Annotated in this window: 18 protein-coding genes; 16 read left to right on the forward strand and 2 right to left on the reverse strand. The window is 67.9% G+C overall.

The features are described 5' to 3' along the window. The first annotated feature begins 1 nt into the window (after position 1). From J2Y54_RS02255 to J2Y54_RS02320, 14 genes are all read left to right on the forward strand, one after another. The gene (locus J2Y54_RS02255; protein ID WP_310036571.1) at positions 2-2,296 is read left to right on the forward strand and encodes a patatin-like protein; all 2,295 of its coding nucleotides are present in this window, start codon (positions 2-4) and stop codon (positions 2,294-2,296) included. Positions 2,297-2,359: 63 nt separating this feature from the next. Next, positions 2,360-2,698, forward strand: a complete 339-nt coding sequence (locus J2Y54_RS02260) for a hypothetical protein (RefSeq protein WP_310036572.1) — start codon at positions 2,360-2,362, stop codon at positions 2,696-2,698. Beyond that, positions 2,695-3,366, forward strand: a complete 672-nt coding sequence (gene pyrF, locus J2Y54_RS02265) for an orotidine-5'-phosphate decarboxylase (protein WP_310036573.1) — start codon at positions 2,695-2,697, stop codon at positions 3,364-3,366. The genes J2Y54_RS02260 and pyrF overlap by 4 nt, the downstream gene beginning before the upstream one ends. Before the next feature lie 99 nt (positions 3,367-3,465). Continuing rightward, positions 3,466-3,969, forward strand: a complete 504-nt coding sequence (locus J2Y54_RS02270) for a GNAT family N-acetyltransferase (protein WP_310036576.1) — start codon at positions 3,466-3,468, stop codon at positions 3,967-3,969. Positions 3,970-4,044: 75 nt separating this feature from the next. After that, positions 4,045-5,604, forward strand: coding sequence for a leucyl aminopeptidase (locus J2Y54_RS02275; protein ID WP_310036577.1), 1,560 nt, complete (start codon positions 4,045-4,047; stop codon positions 5,602-5,604). Between the two features lie 103 nt (positions 5,605-5,707). Next, positions 5,708-6,346, forward strand: a complete 639-nt coding sequence (locus J2Y54_RS02280) for a phosphoribosylanthranilate isomerase (RefSeq protein WP_310036578.1) — start codon at positions 5,708-5,710, stop codon at positions 6,344-6,346. 44 nt (positions 6,347-6,390) lie between these two features. After that, a complete protein-coding gene (gene trpB, locus J2Y54_RS02285; RefSeq protein ID WP_310036581.1) occupies positions 6,391-7,620 on the forward strand; it encodes a tryptophan synthase subunit beta in 1,230 nt (409 codons plus the stop codon). Continuing rightward, positions 7,617-7,997, forward strand: a complete 381-nt coding sequence (locus tag J2Y54_RS02290; protein WP_310036582.1) for a hypothetical protein — start codon at positions 7,617-7,619, stop codon at positions 7,995-7,997. Before trpB ends, J2Y54_RS02290 begins: the two co-directional genes overlap by 4 nt. Beyond that, positions 7,994-8,797: a tryptophan synthase subunit alpha gene (trpA, locus tag J2Y54_RS02295; protein WP_310036583.1), complete on the forward strand. Its 804-nt coding sequence runs from the start codon at positions 7,994-7,996 to the stop codon at positions 8,795-8,797. The genes J2Y54_RS02290 and trpA overlap by 4 nt, the downstream gene beginning before the upstream one ends. Beyond that, positions 8,794-9,654, forward strand: coding sequence for an acetyl-CoA carboxylase, carboxyltransferase subunit beta (accD, locus tag J2Y54_RS02300; RefSeq protein WP_310036585.1), 861 nt, complete (start codon positions 8,794-8,796; stop codon positions 9,652-9,654). The genes trpA and accD overlap by 4 nt, the downstream gene beginning before the upstream one ends. A gap of 52 nt (positions 9,655-9,706) precedes the next feature. After that, positions 9,707-10,099 carry an endonuclease domain-containing protein gene (locus tag J2Y54_RS02305; RefSeq protein WP_310036586.1) on the forward strand — a complete coding sequence of 131 codons (393 nt, stop codon included), beginning with the start codon at positions 9,707-9,709 and terminating at the stop codon, positions 10,097-10,099. A gap of 142 nt (positions 10,100-10,241) precedes the next feature. Beyond that, complete coding sequence (locus tag J2Y54_RS02310; RefSeq protein WP_310036590.1) at positions 10,242-10,889, forward strand: 3'-5' exonuclease; 648 nt, start codon at positions 10,242-10,244, stop codon at positions 10,887-10,889. A gap of 64 nt (positions 10,890-10,953) precedes the next feature. Further along, a complete protein-coding gene (locus J2Y54_RS02315; protein ID WP_310036592.1) occupies positions 10,954-12,267 on the forward strand; it encodes a glutamate ligase domain-containing protein in 1,314 nt (437 codons plus the stop codon). Positions 12,268-12,333: 66 nt separating this feature from the next. After that, the gene (locus J2Y54_RS02320; protein WP_310036594.1) at positions 12,334-12,774 is read left to right on the forward strand and encodes a DUF6628 family protein; all 441 of its coding nucleotides are present in this window, start codon (positions 12,334-12,336) and stop codon (positions 12,772-12,774) included. Here the strand turns inward: J2Y54_RS02320 and J2Y54_RS02325 are convergent. Next, positions 12,771-14,414 carry an AmpG family muropeptide MFS transporter gene (locus J2Y54_RS02325; RefSeq protein ID WP_310036597.1) on the reverse strand — a complete coding sequence of 548 codons (1,644 nt, stop codon included), beginning with the start codon at positions 14,412-14,414 and terminating at the stop codon, positions 12,771-12,773. The two genes, J2Y54_RS02320 and J2Y54_RS02325, sit on opposite strands and share 4 nt — an antisense overlap. Before the next feature lie 66 nt (positions 14,415-14,480). Beyond that, positions 14,481-14,948, reverse strand: a complete 468-nt coding sequence (locus tag J2Y54_RS02330) for a response regulator (protein ID WP_310036600.1) — start codon at positions 14,946-14,948, stop codon at positions 14,481-14,483. A gap of 69 nt (positions 14,949-15,017) precedes the next feature. Here J2Y54_RS02330 and J2Y54_RS02335 point away from each other — a divergent pair, with 69 nt between their 5' ends. Beyond that, positions 15,018-16,367 carry a pseudouridine synthase gene (locus J2Y54_RS02335; protein ID WP_310036602.1) on the forward strand — a complete coding sequence of 450 codons (1,350 nt, stop codon included), beginning with the start codon at positions 15,018-15,020 and terminating at the stop codon, positions 16,365-16,367. Further along, the gene (gene rsmD, locus J2Y54_RS02340) at positions 16,364-16,903 is read left to right on the forward strand and encodes a 16S rRNA (guanine(966)-N(2))-methyltransferase RsmD (RefSeq protein ID WP_310036604.1); all 540 of its coding nucleotides are present in this window, start codon (positions 16,364-16,366) and stop codon (positions 16,901-16,903) included. The genes J2Y54_RS02335 and rsmD overlap by 4 nt, the downstream gene beginning before the upstream one ends. Positions 16,904-16,906 lie beyond the last annotated feature (3 nt).

Raw genomic sequence — 16,906 nt, forward strand, 5'->3', positions numbered from 1 at the left:
GATGCAGGACAAGGAACTCCGCCTCGCGCTGGTCTGCTATGGCGGGATCAGTCTCGCCATCTACATGCACGGCATCACCAAGGAAATCTGGCACCTCGCCCGCGCGAGCCGCGCGCATCGCGATTTCGAGCCCGCCGGCGGTGCCAGCGAGCGCGTCTACCATGCGCTGCTCGACGAGATCGGCGACACTGCCGGGATCAACCTGCGCGTGATGGTCGACATCGTTGCGGGCGCCAGCGCCGGCGGGATCAACAGCGTGTTCCTCGCCCAGGCGGTGTCGACCGGCCAGTCGCTCGATCCGCTGACCGACCTCTGGCTCGAAATCGCCGATGTCGAAACCTTGCTCGATCCCGGCCAAGGTCCATCCCACCGGCTGGCCAAGATCTGGGCCCTGCCGATCGCCTGGATGCTGGCGGGCCGCGACGCCGCGGTCGACGGCACGGTCGAGCCGGCCGCGCAGGCCGAGGTGCGCGCCAAGCTCGAACGCTTTGTCCGCTCGCGCTGGTTCGAACCGCCATTCGGCGGCAAGCAGCTGATGAACATGCTGCTCGATGCGCTCGAAACCATGCGCGACGCGCCCGCCGGCCCGCGCCTGCTGCCCGATGGTCAGCCGCTCGACCTGTTCGTGACGGTCACCGACTTCCACGGTCACCCGCAGCGGCTCGCGCTCAACTCGCCGCCGGAGGTGGTCGAGACCGAGCATCGCCTGGTCTTTTCGTTCAGCGATCATGGCGACGCCGCCGCGCCGCTCGCCAATGCCGCCGAACTCGCCTTCGCCGCCCGCGCCACCTCCAGCTTTCCCGGCGCCTTCCCGCCCGCCACCGTGGCCGAGGTCGATCAGGTGCTGGCCGCGCGGGGCACGGACTGGCCCGGTCGCGCCGCCTTTCTCGAACATGCGCTGCCGCGCCACTTTGCCGCCGGCGTTGCCGAGAGCGCGCCACTGATCGACGGATCGGTGCTCGCCAACGCACCGTTCCGCCCGGCGATCGATGCCCTGCGTGAGCGGCCCGCACGGCGCCAGATCGACCGCCGCTTCGTCTTCATCGACCCGACGCCCGGCTATCGCATCGCGGTTGCGCCGGGCAGTGGCGATGCCGCCCCCGGATTTTTCCGCACGATCCTCGGCGCACTGTCCGAACTGCCCCGGCAGCAGCCGATCCGCGACAATCTCGAGGCGATCGGCCAGCGCTCGGCCCAGATCGAGCGCATGCTGGCAATCATCGAACGGTTGCGCGGCGAGGTCGAGGCGCAGGTCGAATCGCTGTTCGGCTACACGCTGTTCCTCGATTATCCGACGCCCAAGCGGCTGGCGGGCTGGCGCGCGCGCGCGCAGCAGGCGGCATCGACCCGGGCCGGCTATGGCCATGCCGCCTATGGCCTGCTCAAGGTCGAAGGGGTGGCGGATCGCATCGCCACCCATCTCAACCAGATTGCCGACCTGCACGGCGCCGAACGCTGGCAACGCATGCGCAGCGCGGTCGGCGCGGAAATCGCGCGGCGCGGCGCCGATTCGTTCAGTATCCAGCATAGTGGTGCGGCAAGCGTCGCAACGCTTGATCTGCTGCGCGCGCACGATCTGGGGTTCCGCATCCGGCGGCTGCGGCTGCTCGCCCGCCGGGTCAGCGAACTCGATGTCGATCATGCCCGCGCCGAACTCGTCCCGATCCGCACCGCGATCTACGAATCGCTTGCCGGCTATCTCGAATGTCAGCGCGCCGATCCGTTTCTCGGCATGCGCGAGTCGATCCGCTCGCCCGACTGCGATGTCGGTGCGGTGATGGACGAACTCGCGGCGCGGATGGACCTGCGCACGCTCGACGACGATACCGACATCCGCCTGTCGGAAGGGTTCAGCCATCTGCCGCGCGACCTGCGCCGCCCGATGCTGCTCGCTTATCTGGGCTTTCCCTTTTTCGACATCGCGACCCTGCCCCTGCTCAGGGGCGAGGGGCTCAACGAATTCGACCCGATCCGCGTCGATCGCATCTCCCCGGACGACGCGACCGCCATCCGCAGCGGCGGCGCACAGGCGACGCTCAAGGGCATCCAGTTCCACAATTTCGGCGCCTTTTTCAGCCGCGCCTATCGTGAGAACGACTATCTCTGGGGCCGTCTCCACGGTGCGGACCGGCTGGTCGACATCATCCTGTCGACGCTCCCGGCGGGCAAGCGGCTCGGCGCCGGGCGGATCGCGACGATCAAGCGCGCGCTGTTCCACGCGATCCTCGACGAGGAGGAGCCCCGGCTCCAGGCGGTCCCCGGCCTTGTTGCCCAGCTTCGCACCGAAATCGGCTAAGGCTGGCCAAGCCGGGCCGCGCGTCCTAAAGCATGGCTTCACGCAACAGGGCGAACGCAGCGGATGCAGTTTCTCAAGGCATTATTCTGGTTCCTGATCCTCGGTCTTGCCGCGGCATTCGCGGTGACCAACTGGCATCCGGTCGAAATCCACCTGTGGAGCGGGCTGATCGCCGATGTGAACCTGCCCTTCCTGTTGTTCGTCATCTATCTTGGCGGCCTGCTGCCGATGCTCGCCATCTATCACACGATGCGCTGGCGGATGCGCAGCCGCATCGCGATGCTGGAGCAGACGGTCGATGCGCTGCGTCCCGCGCCCGCGCCGGTCGCCGCAGCGCAGCCGGTTCAGGATCCGGGCGAAGCGGCGCCTGTCGACGCCAGCCAGGCGCCGTCCGTGTCATGAGCCCGATCTACGTCGCCCTCGACACGCCCGATCTCGCCCGCGCCAAGGCGATTGCGACCCGCGTGCGCACCCATGTTGGCGGGATCAAGCTTGGCCTCGAATTCTTCATGGCCAATGGCCGCCACGGCGTGCACGAAATGGCCGAGATCGGCCTGCCGATCTTCCTCGACCTCAAATTCCACGACATCCCCAATACGGTGGGCAAGGCGGTGCAGGCACTGCGCCCGCTCGAACCCGCGATCATCACCGTCCATGCCGCGGGCGGCCGCGCGATGCTGGAGGATGCCAAGGCGGCCGCTCCCACGGGCACCAAGGTCGTGGCGGTGACGATGCTCACCAGCCTCGACGCCAATGACCTGACCTCGATCGGCCTGTCGCCCGACCCGCATGAACAGGTCGTCCGCCTCGCCGAACTCGCCAAGTCGGCCGGTGTCGACGGCATCGTCTGCTCGGGTGAGGAAGTGAAGGCCGCCCACGCGGCGTGGAAGGACGGCTTCTTCGTCGTCCCCGGCGTCCGCCCGTCGCAAGGCCATAGCGGCGACCAGAAGCGAGTCGTTACCCCCCGCGCCGCGCTCGACGCCGGCGCCTCGATCCTCGTTATCGGCCGCCCGATTACCCAGGCGGAAGACCCCGACCGCGCCGCACGCGAGATCGAGGCGACCCTCTAGCCCCTTCGTCACCCCGGGCTTGACCCGGGGTCAGGCTTCTTCTTCCCGGCCGCAAGAACAACGCGCCCCGAATCGAACGGGGGTGTCACGAGCTCGAAAATGCCCACCATCCGCCCCGCCACCGCCGCCGACCTCCCCCGCCTCCACATCGTTGTCGAGCGCGCCTATCGCGGCAATTCGGCGCGGCGGGGATGGACGCATGAGGCGGACATGCTGTTCGACGCGCGCACCGACCTCGATACGCTCGTCACACTCATCGACGGCGCCAGCCGCATCCTGATCGCGCTGGACGGCGACACCATCCTCGGCTGCGTCAACATCGTCAGCCGCGGCAATGGCCTCGCCTATCTCGGCCTGCTCTGCGTCGATCCCGAGCTTCAGGCGCGGGGCATCGGCAAGCAACTCATCGCCGCCGCCGAATCCACTGCGCGCGAAACCTTCGCCGCCACCCGTGTGGAAATGACCGTCATCGACCGCCGGATCGAATTGATCGCCTGGTACGAACGCCATGGCTATGTCCGTACGGGCGAGACGCGCCCCTTCCCGGTCGCGGTCGATCCCCCGCTGACCATGGCGGTGCTGGCCAGGCCGCTGCCGCGCTGACGCCATGGTTGCACTCGCCCGGTGGCTTGGTTACCGATGTGACAAAATCACAAAACCCTAGGGAGTGTGTTGCCGATGCGTATCCTGTTGCTTGCCGCCACCTTGTTGAGCAGCCCCGCCCTCGCCCAGGCCGAACGCGCCGCCATCGGCACCGGGGTCAGCGCCAGTGACCGCGCCAACAGCGCGGAACGCCCGATCCGCTTTGCCGCAACCGCCCCTGCCGATGGTGTGCTCGTCATCCCGATGGCGGGCGCAAGCGACTTGAGCCACGTCCCCACCGCGCTCCGTGCCGCCGTGACCGACGCGGTCGCAACCGCCGGGTTCAAGGCGGCGGCGGACAAGACGCTCTCGCTCTACGGCGTCGGCGGCTATCATCGCATCGTCCTGATCGGCGTGCCCGCAGGCCAGCTCGACGCTGCCGCTCTCGCCGATTTCGGTGGCCGCGCCGCGCAGGAAACGCGCGACAATCGTCAGCCGGTCGCGATCCTCGCGGGAACGCTGGCCAGCACCGCCACCGACCCCGCCGCGCATGTCGCGCTCGGCGCCAGCCTCGGCCAATATCGCTTCGACAAGCTCAAGAGCAGCGCCGACGCCCCTGCCGTTCAGCCGCTGACCATCGTCGCCGCGCGTGGTGAGGCCAGCTTCACCCGCGACCATGCCGGGATCGCCGATGGCGCGCGCATGGCCCGCGACCTCATCACCCTGCCGTCCAACGCCAAGACCCCCGACAGCTTCGTCGCCGCCGTCCGCGCCCAGTTTGCCGGCGTGCCCAATGTCCGCATCACGGTGCTCGACGAGGCCGAAATGCGGAAGCGCAACATGGGCTCGATCCTTTCGGTTTCCGCCGGGTCGCGGCATCCGGCGCGGATGATGATCGTCGAATATCGCGGCGCGGGCGACGCTGCCCCGCTCGCACTGGTGGGCAAGGGCATCACCTTCGACAGCGGCGGCATCAGCCTCAAGCCCGGCGCGGGCATGGGGGCGATGAAGGGCGACATGGCCGGCGCCGCCGCCGTGATGGGCGGTGTCTATGCCGCCGCCCGCCGCGGGGCCCGGGCGAACGTCGTGGGCATCGCCGCGCTGGCGGAAAACATGCCCGGCGGCAACGCATCGCGCCCCGGCGACGTGGTCCGCACGATGAACGGCCAGACGATCGAGATCATCAGCACCGATGCCGAGGGCCGCATGGTGCTCGCCGACGCCAACCAATATGCGATCGAGCGCTACAAGCCCGCTGCCCTGGTCAACATCGCGACGCTGACCGGCGCCGTCATCACCGCGCTCGGCGACGATTATGCCGGCCTGTTCGCCCGTGACGAGGCGTTGGCGACCCGTGTCCAGCGCGCCGCAACCGCCTCGGGCGAGGCGGTGTGGCGCCTGCCGCTCCACCCCAGCTATGCCAAGGACATGGAATCGCCGATTGCCGACATCGCCAATGGCGCCAGCGGTTCGGGTCCCGGCGCCGGGCGCGGCGCGCACTTCATCGAATTCCTCACGCCCAAGCCGACGCCTTGGGCGCATCTCGACATTGCCGGGGTCGACGGCGCTGACGAATCGCTGCCGACCGTGCCCAAGGGTGCCCGCGGCTTCGGCGTGCGGCTGTTCGACGCGCTGGTCCGCGACTTCGAACAATAAGGGGGTCGATCGCGGCACCTGCCAGCCCTCCTGAGGCCGGCGGGCAGGTGCCGCCCAACTTCCGCTTGCCAAAGCCCCGCGCCGCGCCGATTGCGTGTCCCCGATGCCCGTTACAGCCAAGATTTGCGGTCTGTCCGCGCCCGACACGCTCGCGGCTGCTGTCGCGGGCGGGGCGAGCCATATCGGCTTCGTCTTCTTCCCCCCCTCGCCGCGCCACGTGACATTCGATCAGGCCGCGGCACTCGCCACGCTGGTTCCCGATCATGTCGAGCGGGTCGGCGTGTTCGTCGATCCCGAAGACGCGCTGCTCGACCAGGCGATCCGCGCTGCCCGGCTCGACGCGATCCAGCTCCACCGCGCCAGTCCCGAGCGCGCCGCCGCCATTGGTGCGCGCACCCGCCTGCCGGTGTGGGCCGCCGTCGCGGTCAAGGCGCGCGCCGACCTTGCCGCCGCCCATGCCTTTCGCGGCGCCGCGCAGCGTATCCTGTACGACGCCAAGACCCCCGATGACGCACGGCTTCCCGGCGGCATGGGGCTGCGCTTCGACTGGACGCTGCTCCAGGGATTCGACCACCCCCTGCCCTGGGCGCTGTCGGGCGGTCTCGATGCCGCCAATGTCGCCGAGGCGGCGGCGATCAGCGGCGCGCGCACGGTCGACGTCTCGTCCGGTGTCGAGAGCGCCCCGGGGGTCAAGGACGCGGCAAAGATCGCGGCGTTCCTCCACACCGTCGCGATGCTGTAACAAGGCTTGGCGTTCGCTGCCGAGCGGCCTAAACGCCCCTCATCATGAACCAGCCCAACTCCTTCCGCGCCCAGCCCGATGACCGTGGCCATTTCGGCCAGTTTGGCGGACGCTATGTCGCCGAAACGCTGATGCCGCTCGTCCTCGACCTCGAGCACGAGTATAAGGCCGCGAAAGCCGACCCCGCTTTCGCGGCGCAGTTCGACGACCTGCTCGAACATTATGTCGGCCGCCCCAGCCCGCTCTATTACGCCGAGCGCCTGACCGACGCGCTGCGCGAAAACGCCGAACCCGGCATGGGTGCGCAAATCTGGTTCAAGCGCGACGAGCTCAACCATACCGGCGCGCACAAGATCAACAATTGCATTGGCCAGATCCTGCTCGCGATCCGCATGGGCAAGACGCGGATTATCGCCGAAACCGGCGCGGGCCAGCATGGCGTCGCCACCGCCACCGTCTGCGCGCGCTTCGGCCTGCCCTGCACCATCTTCATGGGCGCCAAGGATGCCTCGCGCCAGCAGCCAAACGTGTTCCGCATGAAGCTGCTCGGCGCCGAAGTCCGCCCGGTCACCAGCGGCGCGGGCACGCTGAAGGACGCGATGAACGAAGCGCTGCGCGACTGGGTCGCGAACGTCCACGACACCTTCTACATCATCGGCACTGCCGCCGGCCCGCACCCCTATCCCGAACTGGTCCGCGACTTTCAAAGCGTGATCGGCAAGGAAGCCCGCGCGCAGATGCTCGCCCGCACCGGCCGCCTTCCCGACCTGCTCGTCGCCGCGATCGGCGGGGGCAGCAACGCGATCGGCCTGTTCCACCCGTTCCTCGACGACGCCGATGTCGCGATGCTCGGCGTCGAAGCGGCAGGCGAAGGCCTGGACGCCAAGCACGCCGCCAGCCTCGCAGGCGGCGAGCCCGGCATCCTCCACGGCAACAAGACCTATCTGCTGCAGGACGCGGACGGCCAGATCACCGAAGCGCATTCGATCAGCGCCGGCCTGGATTATCCCGGCATCGGCCCCGAACATGCCTGGCTCAAGGACATCGGCCGCGTCGAATACACGTCGGTGACCGACACCGAAGCGCTCGACGCCTTCCAGCTGCTCTGCCGCACCGAAGGCATCATCCCAGCGCTGGAACCTTCGCATGCCATCGCAGCCGTCGCGGTCAAGGCACGGGAAATGCGGCATGACCAAGTGATCCTCGCCAACCTCTGCGGCCGCGGCGACAAGGACATCTTCACCGTCGCCGAGGCGCTGGGGGTTGAGATATGAAGCAGCTAAAGCGCATTGGCCTCGGCCTGTGCGGCTTCGGAATGGTCGTCGTGTTGGCTTCGTTAGCCCTTCGATATGCGATCGACGAAGGATCGGCGGACGCTGTCCTGATTGGCGGAACCATTGCGGTTCTTGTCGGAGGGGTTCTCTGGCTGACCTCCAGTTTGGTCCGGCTTCTAAAAGGCGAGGTTCGACTTCGGCCGTGGGACGCCGTTAAACTCGCGTTTCTGTACTTTGCTGTATTCGCAGCTTTACGCTTCGGCGCATGGGCGATTTTTCCTGAGATGGAACGTGATGTCGTTAAGGCACTATTCCTCTCAATTTTCCCCGCACTAGTATTGGGCTTTTACTCTACCGCCTATCGGAAACCGGCATGACCCGCCTCGCCCACACCTTCGCCGCCGCAGCGCGCGACCACCGCGCCGCGCTCGTCACCTTCGTCACAGCGGGTGACGGCGACACCGCCGCAATCCTCGACGCGCTCGTCGCGGGCGGGGCCGATGTGATCGAGCTTGGCATGCCGTTCACCGACCCGATGGCCGATGGCCCGGCGATTCAGGCCGCGAACCTGCGCAGCCTCGCCGCGGGCACGCGCACCGCCGACGTGCTCGCCATCGCCTCCGCCTTCCGCCAGCGCCACCCGGAAACCCCGCTGGTGCTGATGGGCTATGCCAATACCATGACCCGCCCGACGCCCGAAGCGTTCGCACAACGCGCCGCGGACGCAGGCGTCGACGGCGCGATCATCGTCGATATCCCGGCCGAGGAAGCCGACGAGATCGCCGCCTTCGCCCCGCACGGCATCGCCACCATCCGCCTCGCCACCCCCACCACCGATGCCGCGCGCCTGCCAGCCGTGCTCGATGGCGCGAGCGGCTTTCTCTATTATGTCTCGGTCGCCGGCATCACCGGCAAGCAGCAGGCGGCACAGGACAGCATCGAAGCCGCCGTCGCCCGCCTGAAAGCCGCCACCGACCTGCCCGTAGCAGTCGGCTTCGGCGTCCGCACGCCCGAACAGGCCGCCGCGATTGGCCGCGTCGCCGATGGCGTCGTCGTCGGCTCGGCAATCATTGACATCGTCGCGGCACAGGGCGCCAATGCCCCCGCCGCCGTCCGCACCTATATTCAATCCCTGTCGGCCGCGCTGGCCACAGCACGCAAGGAAACCGCCGCATGAGCTGGCTCACCCGCGTCCGCAACGCGATCTCGCTCGTCATCCCGAACAAGGCGGAGACGCCCGACAACCTCTGGCACAAGTGCAAGGGCTGCGGGCAGATGGTGTTCGTCAAGGAACTCCAGGAAAACCAATCGGTCTGCCCGATCTGCGACCATCATGAGCGCATCGGCGGCCGCGCGCGGTTCGAGCAATTGTTCGACGCGGGCAGCTACACCATCCTCCCGAACCCCAAGGTCGCCGAAGACCCGCTCAAGTTCCGCGACCAGAAACCCTATCCCGCCCGCATCAAGGCCGCGCGCGCCAGCACCGGCGAGCAGGACGCGTTCCTCAACGCCAGCGGCACGATCCTCGGCCAGCGCGCGGTGATCGGCGTGCAGGATTTCGCGTTCATGGGCGGATCGATGGGCCAGGCGGTCGGCGAAGCCTTCATCGCCGGGGTCGAGGCCGCGATTGCCGCCAAGGCGCCCTATATCGTCTTCACCGCCAGCGGCGGCGCGCGCATGCAGGAGGGCATCCTCAGCCTGATGCAGATGCCGCGCACCACCGTCGCCATCTCGATGCTCCACGACGCCGGCCTGCCCTATATCGTCGTGCTGACCGACCCGACCTCGGGCGGCGTGATGGCCGCCTATGCGATGCTCGGCGACGTCCAGATCGCCGAGCCCAAGGCCACCCTCGCCTTCACCGGCCGCCGCGTGATCGAAAGCACGATCCGCGAAAAGCTGCCCGACGATTTCCAGACCAGCGAATATTATCTCGACCACGGCCTGATCGACATGGTCGTCCACCGCAAGGACCTGCGCGACAAGCTCGGCGCCTTGATCAGCCTGCTGGTGGAGGAAAAGGCGGCGGCGTAGGGTAGAAGAAAAAGCCCCTCCCCTTCAGGGGAGGGGTTGGGGTGGGGCAGTCATGGCAACGGAAAACGAACTCTCCGCTTTCGCCCGACAGAACCGCCGCAACCCCACCGAATACGAAAAGCACCTCTGGCGCCACCTCTCCAATCGCCAACTCGCCGGCCACAAGTTCCGCCGCCAGCACAAGTTCGCACCCTACATCGCCGACTTCTTCTGCCCCGCCAAAGGCCTGGTCGTCGAACTCGACGGCAACACCCACCGCACGGATCGCGACGAAGCCCGCAACATCTTTTTCCTCCGCTCCGGCTTCACCACGCTCCGCTTCACCAACGCCGAGGTGCAGGAGAATATCGAAGGCGTCCTTCAAGCGATACTGTCAAAGCTGGAGGCACTTCCCGATAGGTGGCCCGACGATGCCAAGACTGCCCCACCCCAACCCCTCCCCTGAAGGGGAGGGGCTTTAGAGTGCCGCGATGCCGGCCCAAACCTCGGCCCGCCAGCGCCCGTCGCTTGGCTCATCGTAGCCGAGGTCTTGCCCCGCCTTCGCTCAGGAGCCAAGCTGGCCTGTACCAACGATCTTGGGGACCCAGATGGAAGCCGCAGCCGTCATCCTGATCGTCGCCATTCTGGCGCTTTGGCTGCTTGGGGCGAGATTGAAAAAGGTTGCACCCAATCAACAGGCCGAAAACGCTGCCACCACCGATCTTTCAATGCTGCCCGAGCGCTTTGTTATCTTTGATTTCGAAACAACCGGACTGAATCCCGACAGCCACGAGATTATTGAGATTGGCGCGATCCGAGCCAACCGAGACTCGGATATGCACGAGACGTTTCAAACCTTCGTCATCCCGCAGGGGCGGATATCGGCGCGCATCACGGAAATCACCGGCATCAATCGCGAAATGGTCAAGCGCGACGGGCTGCCGCTCAATCAGGCGCTAAGCGAGTTCCGAGCATTTGTCGGCGAACTACCCCTCATCGCATACAATGCCGAGTTTGATGATGGATTCTTGAAGTCGGCCTGCCGACGCGTCGAGGCAGAAGCCTTCTCGAATGAAGTTTGCTGCGCATTGAAGATGGCGCGTCGGGCATGGCCGGGGCGGCGCAGCTACAAGCTTGCAGAACTGGCACGAGACGGCGGGTTGTCACTCGAAAACGCGCACCGCGCGCTGGGCGACTGCCACCGAACCTTGATCGTTTACACGGCGGCTGCTCGGAAGCTGCGCAGCCATAGATGACGCCCTCGCGCTTCCCTCAAACAGCCCTCCCCACCACCCCCACACCCGCTATACACCCCCCACAATGCCCGACCACGCGACCTCCTCCTCCCCCGCCGTGCAACGCCAGCTCGACCGTCTCTGGGCGCTCGGCCCCGGTGCCGATGTCCTCGGGCTCAGCCGCATTACCGCGCTGCTCGATCGGATCGGCAATCCGCACCTCAGCCTCCCGCCGGTGCTCCATGTCGCAGGGACCAACGGCAAGGGCTCGACCTGCGCCTTCCTGCGCGCCGCGGTTGAGGCCGCGGGCCTGAGCGCGCATGTCTATTCCAGCCCCCACCTCGTCCGCTTCAACGAGCGCATCCGCCTTGCCGGCCAGCTGATCGACGACGCCACCCTCGCCACCCTGCTCGAACAGGTGCTCGACGCCGGGGGAGACATCGGCGCGAGCTTCTTCGAGGTGACCACCGCCGCCGCCTTCCTCGCTTTCGCCCGCAGCCCGGCGGACGCCTGCATCATCGAGGTGGGGCTGGGCGGGCGGCTCGATGCCACCAACGTCATTCCCGCCCCCGCCGCCTGCGCCATCGCCCAGCTCGGCATCGACCACCAGGCATTCCTCGGCGACACCGCCGAGGCCATTGCCGGGGAAAAGGCCGGCATCGCCAAGCCCGGCGTCCCGCTCGTCACCATGGCCTATGGCGACAGCGTCACCGCCCGCATCGCGCAGGTCGCCGCCGCCGCGAACGCTCCGGTCCACGCGCGCGGCACCGCCTGGGACTTCACCGTCACCCCCGATCGCCTCAGCTACCGCGACGCACAGGGCGAGGTCGCGACCCCGCTCCCCACCCTCGCCGGCCCGCACCAGCCGACCAACCTCGCGCTCGCCATCGCCATGCTGCGCCACCAGCGCGCGCTGACCATCCCCGACAGCGCCTTCGCCAGCGCCGCCACCGCCACCCGCTGGCCCGCGCGGATGCAGCGGCTAATCTCCGGTCCGCTCCACGCGCACCTGCCCGCCGGCGCCGAAATCTGGCTCGACGGCGGCCATAATGAAGCCGCCGCACAATCGGTCAGCGCCACGCTGGCACAGGTCGCAGACGGTCGCCCCGCGCACCTGATCCTCGGCATGTTGTCGAACAAGGACGCGACCGGCCTGCTCGCCCCCTTCGCCCCGCTCGCCGCCAGCTTCACTTCGGTCCCGGTCCCCGGCCACGCGCACCACGATCCGGCGGATCTCGCCGCCACCGCCCGCGCGCTCGGCATCCCCAGCACCGCCACCGCGCCCGACGTGCCCGCTGCGCTTGCTGGCATCCACGCGGACGCCCCGCTCGTCCTTGTCCTCGGTTCGCTCTACCTTGCCGGTGAAGTGCTCCGCGCAAACGACGAACTCCCCGACTGATCCTTATTGCGATTGACTATCAATATAAGGATGGCAGACTGGCGCTCCCGATCAAGGAGTCGCCCGTTGCGCTACACCCCCGCCCGCGCCGAAACCCTCGGCACCCTCCTGCCCCGGCTCCAGCCCGAGGATCCCGCCGCCCGGCTATTGCTGTTCGGCATTCGTCAGCTTGGCGCGCACGGGCTGGGCGACGCTGCCGCCGCGCACGCCTTCATCACCGCGTTCGGCAAGGGCTTTCGCCGCCCGCTATTGCTGTTGCGCACCCTGATGGCGGAGATGTCCGCCGCCAGCGCGGGTCCGATCCAGATCGCCCCCTGGTGCTGCGCGCGCATGACCGCGTCGGAAGGCGCGCTGATCGAGGTGATCGCCAGTGTCGAGCGCGACAGCGAACGCGCGCGCCTGCTCCTGTCCGACCTGCTCGGCATCCGCCGCATCGACGGCGTGCTGGCCACCGCCCACGCGCTCGCCAATGCCTTCGCCGATGCCGGGATGCCGGTTGAGGTCTAGCGGGCGTCCGGTGCCGTCTCGGTCGCTGCGGTACCGATCGACCGGTCGACCAGACCGGTGCGGATCATCCACCAGAAGATCAGCACCCCGGGCAGCGCCAGCACCGTCGTGAACAGATAATAGTCCACATAACCCATGCCCTCGATCAGCAACCCTGCGGTCGTGCCCGACAGGAACCGCCCCAGGATGCTCGCCGCCGCCGACAGCAGCGCAAATTGCGTCGCCGTGAAGCTCAAGTTACACAGTGCCGAGAGGTACGCGACCACGCACACCCCGCCGACGCCGCTCGCGAAATTCTCGAACCCCATCGCCGCGGCCATGCCGATATTGCTCTTGCCGCTCGCCGCCAGTGCCGCAAACGCGGCGTTCGAGATCATCATCAGGAACAGGCTGAGCAGCACCGACCGCTTCATGCCAAGCTTCACATAGAGCACACCGCCGACGAAAATGCCGAGCAACAGCGCAACGAAGCCGACGAACACGTCGTAAAACGCAATCTCGGTCTTGCTGAACCCCAGATCGTTGAACAGCAGCCGCAGCGTCAGGTTGGCGAGCGTATCGCCCAGCTTGTGGACCAGCACGAACAGCAGAACGACCGCGCCACCCTCCCGCCGGAAAAACTCGATCAGCGGCCCGACCTTGCCGCTATCTGCCGGTGCCGCCGCGATCGGGCGCAGCAATGCGATCCCCAGCAGCGCAGCCGCACCCGCGACCAGCAGCACGATCGCCAGCGGATCGCTCCACCCGCGCCACAGCCCGACGCCGACCCCCGCGACCGTCACCAGCCCCAGCCAGGTCAGCGCGCTCGGCTTGCCCGCATCGCGCGCGCGGCGGGCGGTCAGGTCGAACAGCGGGAACAGATAGCCGACCAGCACCATGTTCGACAGGATGTTGACCCCCAGCACCCCGTCGATCCAGCGCCCGGCCAGGTACAGCGGGACAAATGAGAGGATGAAGGCGAGATAGGGCCGCTGCCCCATCCGCTCGGGCCATTCGCGGCTGACCTTGCGCTCGGGCTCGCCGACGATCAGCCCTGCGAGGATCGCGGGCAGCGCAAAGATCGCGCAGGCGGCATAGGCGACGCCCCATCCCGCACCGTCCGCGACATACAGCGCCAGTCCGCCTGCCCCGGCGGACCCGATCCGCCAGCCATATTGCGACATGCCCGATCCGATGCCGAGCTGGCGCGGCTCGAGCAGTTCGATGCGATAGGCGTCGATCACGATGTCGAACGTCGCGCCAGCAAGGCCGACCATGATCGCCGCCGCCACGACCCAGCCGAGCGACGCGGCCGGATCAAGGCTGCCGAGGAACACCACCGCCCCCGCGACCAGCGCTCCGGTGACGATCAGCCAGCTGCGCCGCATGCCGATGGCGCCGAGCACGGGGATGCGGAACTTGTCCACCACCGGCGCCCATGCCCATTTGAGGTTATAGGCGAGGAAGGTCAGCGCGAACGCGGTCACCGCCGACTTGGTGATCCCGTCCTGCGCCAGCCGCGTGGTCAGCGTCGCGCCGATCATCGCGAACGGGAAGCCCGACGAAATGCCAAGCGCAAGCGCGGCCAGCGGCGCCTTTTCGAAATAGGGCCGGATCCCGTCGATCAACGATCCACTGGCCGGCGTCACCGCGTCACGCATGCAATCCCCCAAACTCTGGCCGCGAACCCTAGCGGGAAAAACGCGGCTGCAAAGCCCGGGGACGGATTATTGCGCGACGGGCTGGAACAGGCGCAGGGCGGACGGAATGCGCTTGGGCGTCCGCCCTTCGGTCAGCGCCTCGCAAATGTCGATTGCCGCAATCAGGTCGCGCTGCTTGTACGGCTTTATCAGGCAGCCAAGCCCGATCGCTTCGAACGCATCGGGATCGCGCCCGGTGACGATCAGTACCGGGATGTTTTCGGCACACGCCGCATGCGCCACATCCGCGCCATTGCCATCGCGCAGCCCCAGATCGACCAGCACGATATCGGGCTTATCCGGTGCAATGATATGGCCGATCGCCTCACCCACCGAATCGGTCGTGGCGACAACGGTAAAGCCCTCATCCGACAGGAAATGTTCGGTATCGAACGCCACCAGCGGCTCGTCCTCGACGATCAGCACCCGAACGATCCGCCGTTTCTTCTTTCCGAACACCATGACCCACCCGAACGTTACGCCTGTCAAACGCATTGCGCGCATTCGGGTTCGCCCAAGCACAAGATTTTTGCGCGAAACCGAAAGCCGCTGTATCGCGCCCGAATGTCCCCTGCACCCACTCCTGAATCCTCCAGGCCAGGCGACCGTATCGCCAAGCTGCTCGCCCGCGCCGGCATTGCCTCGCGACGCGAGGTCGAACGCATGATCGCCGAGGGCCGCGTCGCGCTCGACGGTCAGGTCCTGACCACGCCCGCGACCGTGCTCACCTCGCTTCACGGCGTCACCGTCGATGGCAATCCGGTCGCCGCGCCCGCCCCGGCGCGGCTGTTCCGCTTCCACAAGCCCGCCGGACTGCTCACCACGGAGCGTGACCCCGCCGGCCGCCCGACCATCTATGACACGCTGCCAAAGGGTCTGCCGCGCCTGATGCCGGTCGGCCGCCTCGACTTGTCGACCGAGGGGCTGCTCCTGATGACCACCGATGGCGAGTTGAAGCGCCAACTCGAACTCCCTGCCACCGGGGTCGAACGCAGCTACCGCGCGCGGGCCTATGGTCAGGTCAGCCAGGAACAGCTTGAGGAGCTGATGCTCGGCGTCGAGATCGAAGGCGTCCGCTACGGCTCGATCAACGCCAATCTCGAACGCCGCACCGGCGCGAACGTCTGGATCGAACTGACGCTGACCGAGGGCAAGAACCGCGAAGTCCGCCGTGTCCTAGAACATCTCGGGCTCAAGGTCAGCCGCCTGATCCGCACCCGCTACGGCCCGTTCGAACTCGCCGACATGCCCGTCGGTGCGGTCGACGAAATCCGCCAGCACGACCTGATCGTCTTCCGCAAGGCGCTGACCGGCCCCGGCGGCGGCAAGGCCGCATCCAACCTGCACTTGTCGGGCAAGTCCAAGGCGATCGATGCGCCCCCCGAAGCGGCGCCTGCAGACCCTGCCGCGACGCCTCCGGCCAACCGCGCCGAGCGCCGCAAGGCCGGCGCCCAGATCAGCGAGCCCGAAGCCTATAAGCCCGCACGTCCGCAACGCCCCGAGGCCGAGAAAAAGGGACCCGAGAAATTCGGCGTCGGCCAACGCCGCCGCCATCAGGCCAAGACGCAACGACAAGCCAACCCTGCCCCGTTCGGCGAGGGTCAGGCCGAAGGGCAACGCCGACCGCGGCCCGCCACCGCTGAGGGTCCCGTCCGACCGGGACGAAACCCGCGCCCCGATGCGCCCGGTCGATCCGCTCCTGCGTCGGGCAAGCCCTTCGCCAAGCCTTCGACCCCGCGCCACGCCCAGCATGACGATGACGGCAGCCCGCTGCTCGACCGGCCCAAGCGCGCGCGTCCCACCGATCGTCGCCCCACCGCGGCGCCCGGCAAGCGCCCGCCGACTGGCAAGGGTGGCCCGACCAGACCCCCGCGCGGCACGCCCGCGCCCGGTAAGCGAGGCCCCCGCTCATGAGGATCATCGCCGGCACCTGGCGCGGCCGCCCGCTCGTCGCGCCCAAGGGGGACGCCACCCGCCCCACCGCCGATCGCACGCGTGAGGCGCTGTTCTCGATGCTGACGAGCCGGGTCGGCAGTTTCGAGGGGCTGGCCGTCGCCGACCTGTTCGCGGGTTCGGGCGCGCTCGGGCTTGAGGCACTCTCGCGCGGTGCAGCCTCCTGCCTGTTCGTCGAACAGGACCGCGCCGCGCTCGACGCCCTGCGCGCAAACGCCGACAAGCTCGGCATCCGCCCCGACATCCGCGCCGGATCGGTGCTCTCGCTCGGCCCCGCGCCCAAGCCGCTCGACCTGATCATGATGGACCCGCCTTATGGCACGGGCGCCGGATCGGTCGCGCTCGACAAGCTTGCCCGGCTCGGCTGGACCGGCCCTGCCACCTGGATCAGCATCGAAACCGCCAAGGCAGAGGCCGTCGCGGTCGCGGGATTCGTGACCGATACGGAGCGGGTTCACGGCAAGGCCAAGCTGACAATCTTGCGACCCGCCACCTGACGG

Source organism: Sphingomonas sp. BE123 (assembly GCF_031456015.1).
GTDB lineage: Bacteria > Pseudomonadota > Alphaproteobacteria > Sphingomonadales > Sphingomonadaceae > Sphingomonas.

Excerpts from the sequence above, each read along its gene's own strand:
- J2Y54_RS02255 (WP_310036571.1), top strand. The coding sequence starts at position 2 with ATGCAGGACAAGGAACTCCGCCTCGCGCTGGTCTGCTATGGCGGGATC.
- J2Y54_RS02260 (WP_310036572.1), top strand. The coding sequence starts at position 2,360 with ATGCAGTTTCTCAAGGCATTATTCTGGTTCCTGATCCTCGGTCTTGCC.
- pyrF (WP_310036573.1), top strand. The coding sequence starts at position 2,695 with ATGAGCCCGATCTACGTCGCCCTCGACACGCCCGATCTCGCCCGCGCC.
- J2Y54_RS02270 (WP_310036576.1), top strand. The coding sequence starts at position 3,466 with ATGCCCACCATCCGCCCCGCCACCGCCGCCGACCTCCCCCGCCTCCAC.
- J2Y54_RS02275 (WP_310036577.1), top strand. The coding sequence starts at position 4,045 with ATGCGTATCCTGTTGCTTGCCGCCACCTTGTTGAGCAGCCCCGCCCTC.
- J2Y54_RS02280 (WP_310036578.1), top strand. The coding sequence starts at position 5,708 with ATGCCCGTTACAGCCAAGATTTGCGGTCTGTCCGCGCCCGACACGCTC.
- trpB (WP_310036581.1), top strand. The coding sequence starts at position 6,391 with ATGAACCAGCCCAACTCCTTCCGCGCCCAGCCCGATGACCGTGGCCAT.
- J2Y54_RS02290 (WP_310036582.1), top strand. The coding sequence starts at position 7,617 with ATGAAGCAGCTAAAGCGCATTGGCCTCGGCCTGTGCGGCTTCGGAATG.
- trpA (WP_310036583.1), top strand. The coding sequence starts at position 7,994 with ATGACCCGCCTCGCCCACACCTTCGCCGCCGCAGCGCGCGACCACCGC.
- accD (WP_310036585.1), top strand. The coding sequence starts at position 8,794 with ATGAGCTGGCTCACCCGCGTCCGCAACGCGATCTCGCTCGTCATCCCG.
- J2Y54_RS02305 (WP_310036586.1), top strand. The coding sequence starts at position 9,707 with ATGGCAACGGAAAACGAACTCTCCGCTTTCGCCCGACAGAACCGCCGC.
- J2Y54_RS02310 (WP_310036590.1), top strand. The coding sequence starts at position 10,242 with ATGGAAGCCGCAGCCGTCATCCTGATCGTCGCCATTCTGGCGCTTTGG.
- J2Y54_RS02315 (WP_310036592.1), top strand. The coding sequence starts at position 10,954 with ATGCCCGACCACGCGACCTCCTCCTCCCCCGCCGTGCAACGCCAGCTC.
- J2Y54_RS02325 (WP_310036597.1), bottom strand. The coding sequence starts at position 14,414 with ATGCGTGACGCGGTGACGCCGGCCAGTGGATCGTTGATCGACGGGATC.
- J2Y54_RS02330 (WP_310036600.1), bottom strand. The coding sequence starts at position 14,948 with ATGCGTTTGACAGGCGTAACGTTCGGGTGGGTCATGGTGTTCGGAAAG.
- J2Y54_RS02335 (WP_310036602.1), top strand. The coding sequence starts at position 15,018 with ATGTCCCCTGCACCCACTCCTGAATCCTCCAGGCCAGGCGACCGTATC.
- rsmD (WP_310036604.1), top strand. The coding sequence starts at position 16,364 with ATGAGGATCATCGCCGGCACCTGGCGCGGCCGCCCGCTCGTCGCGCCC.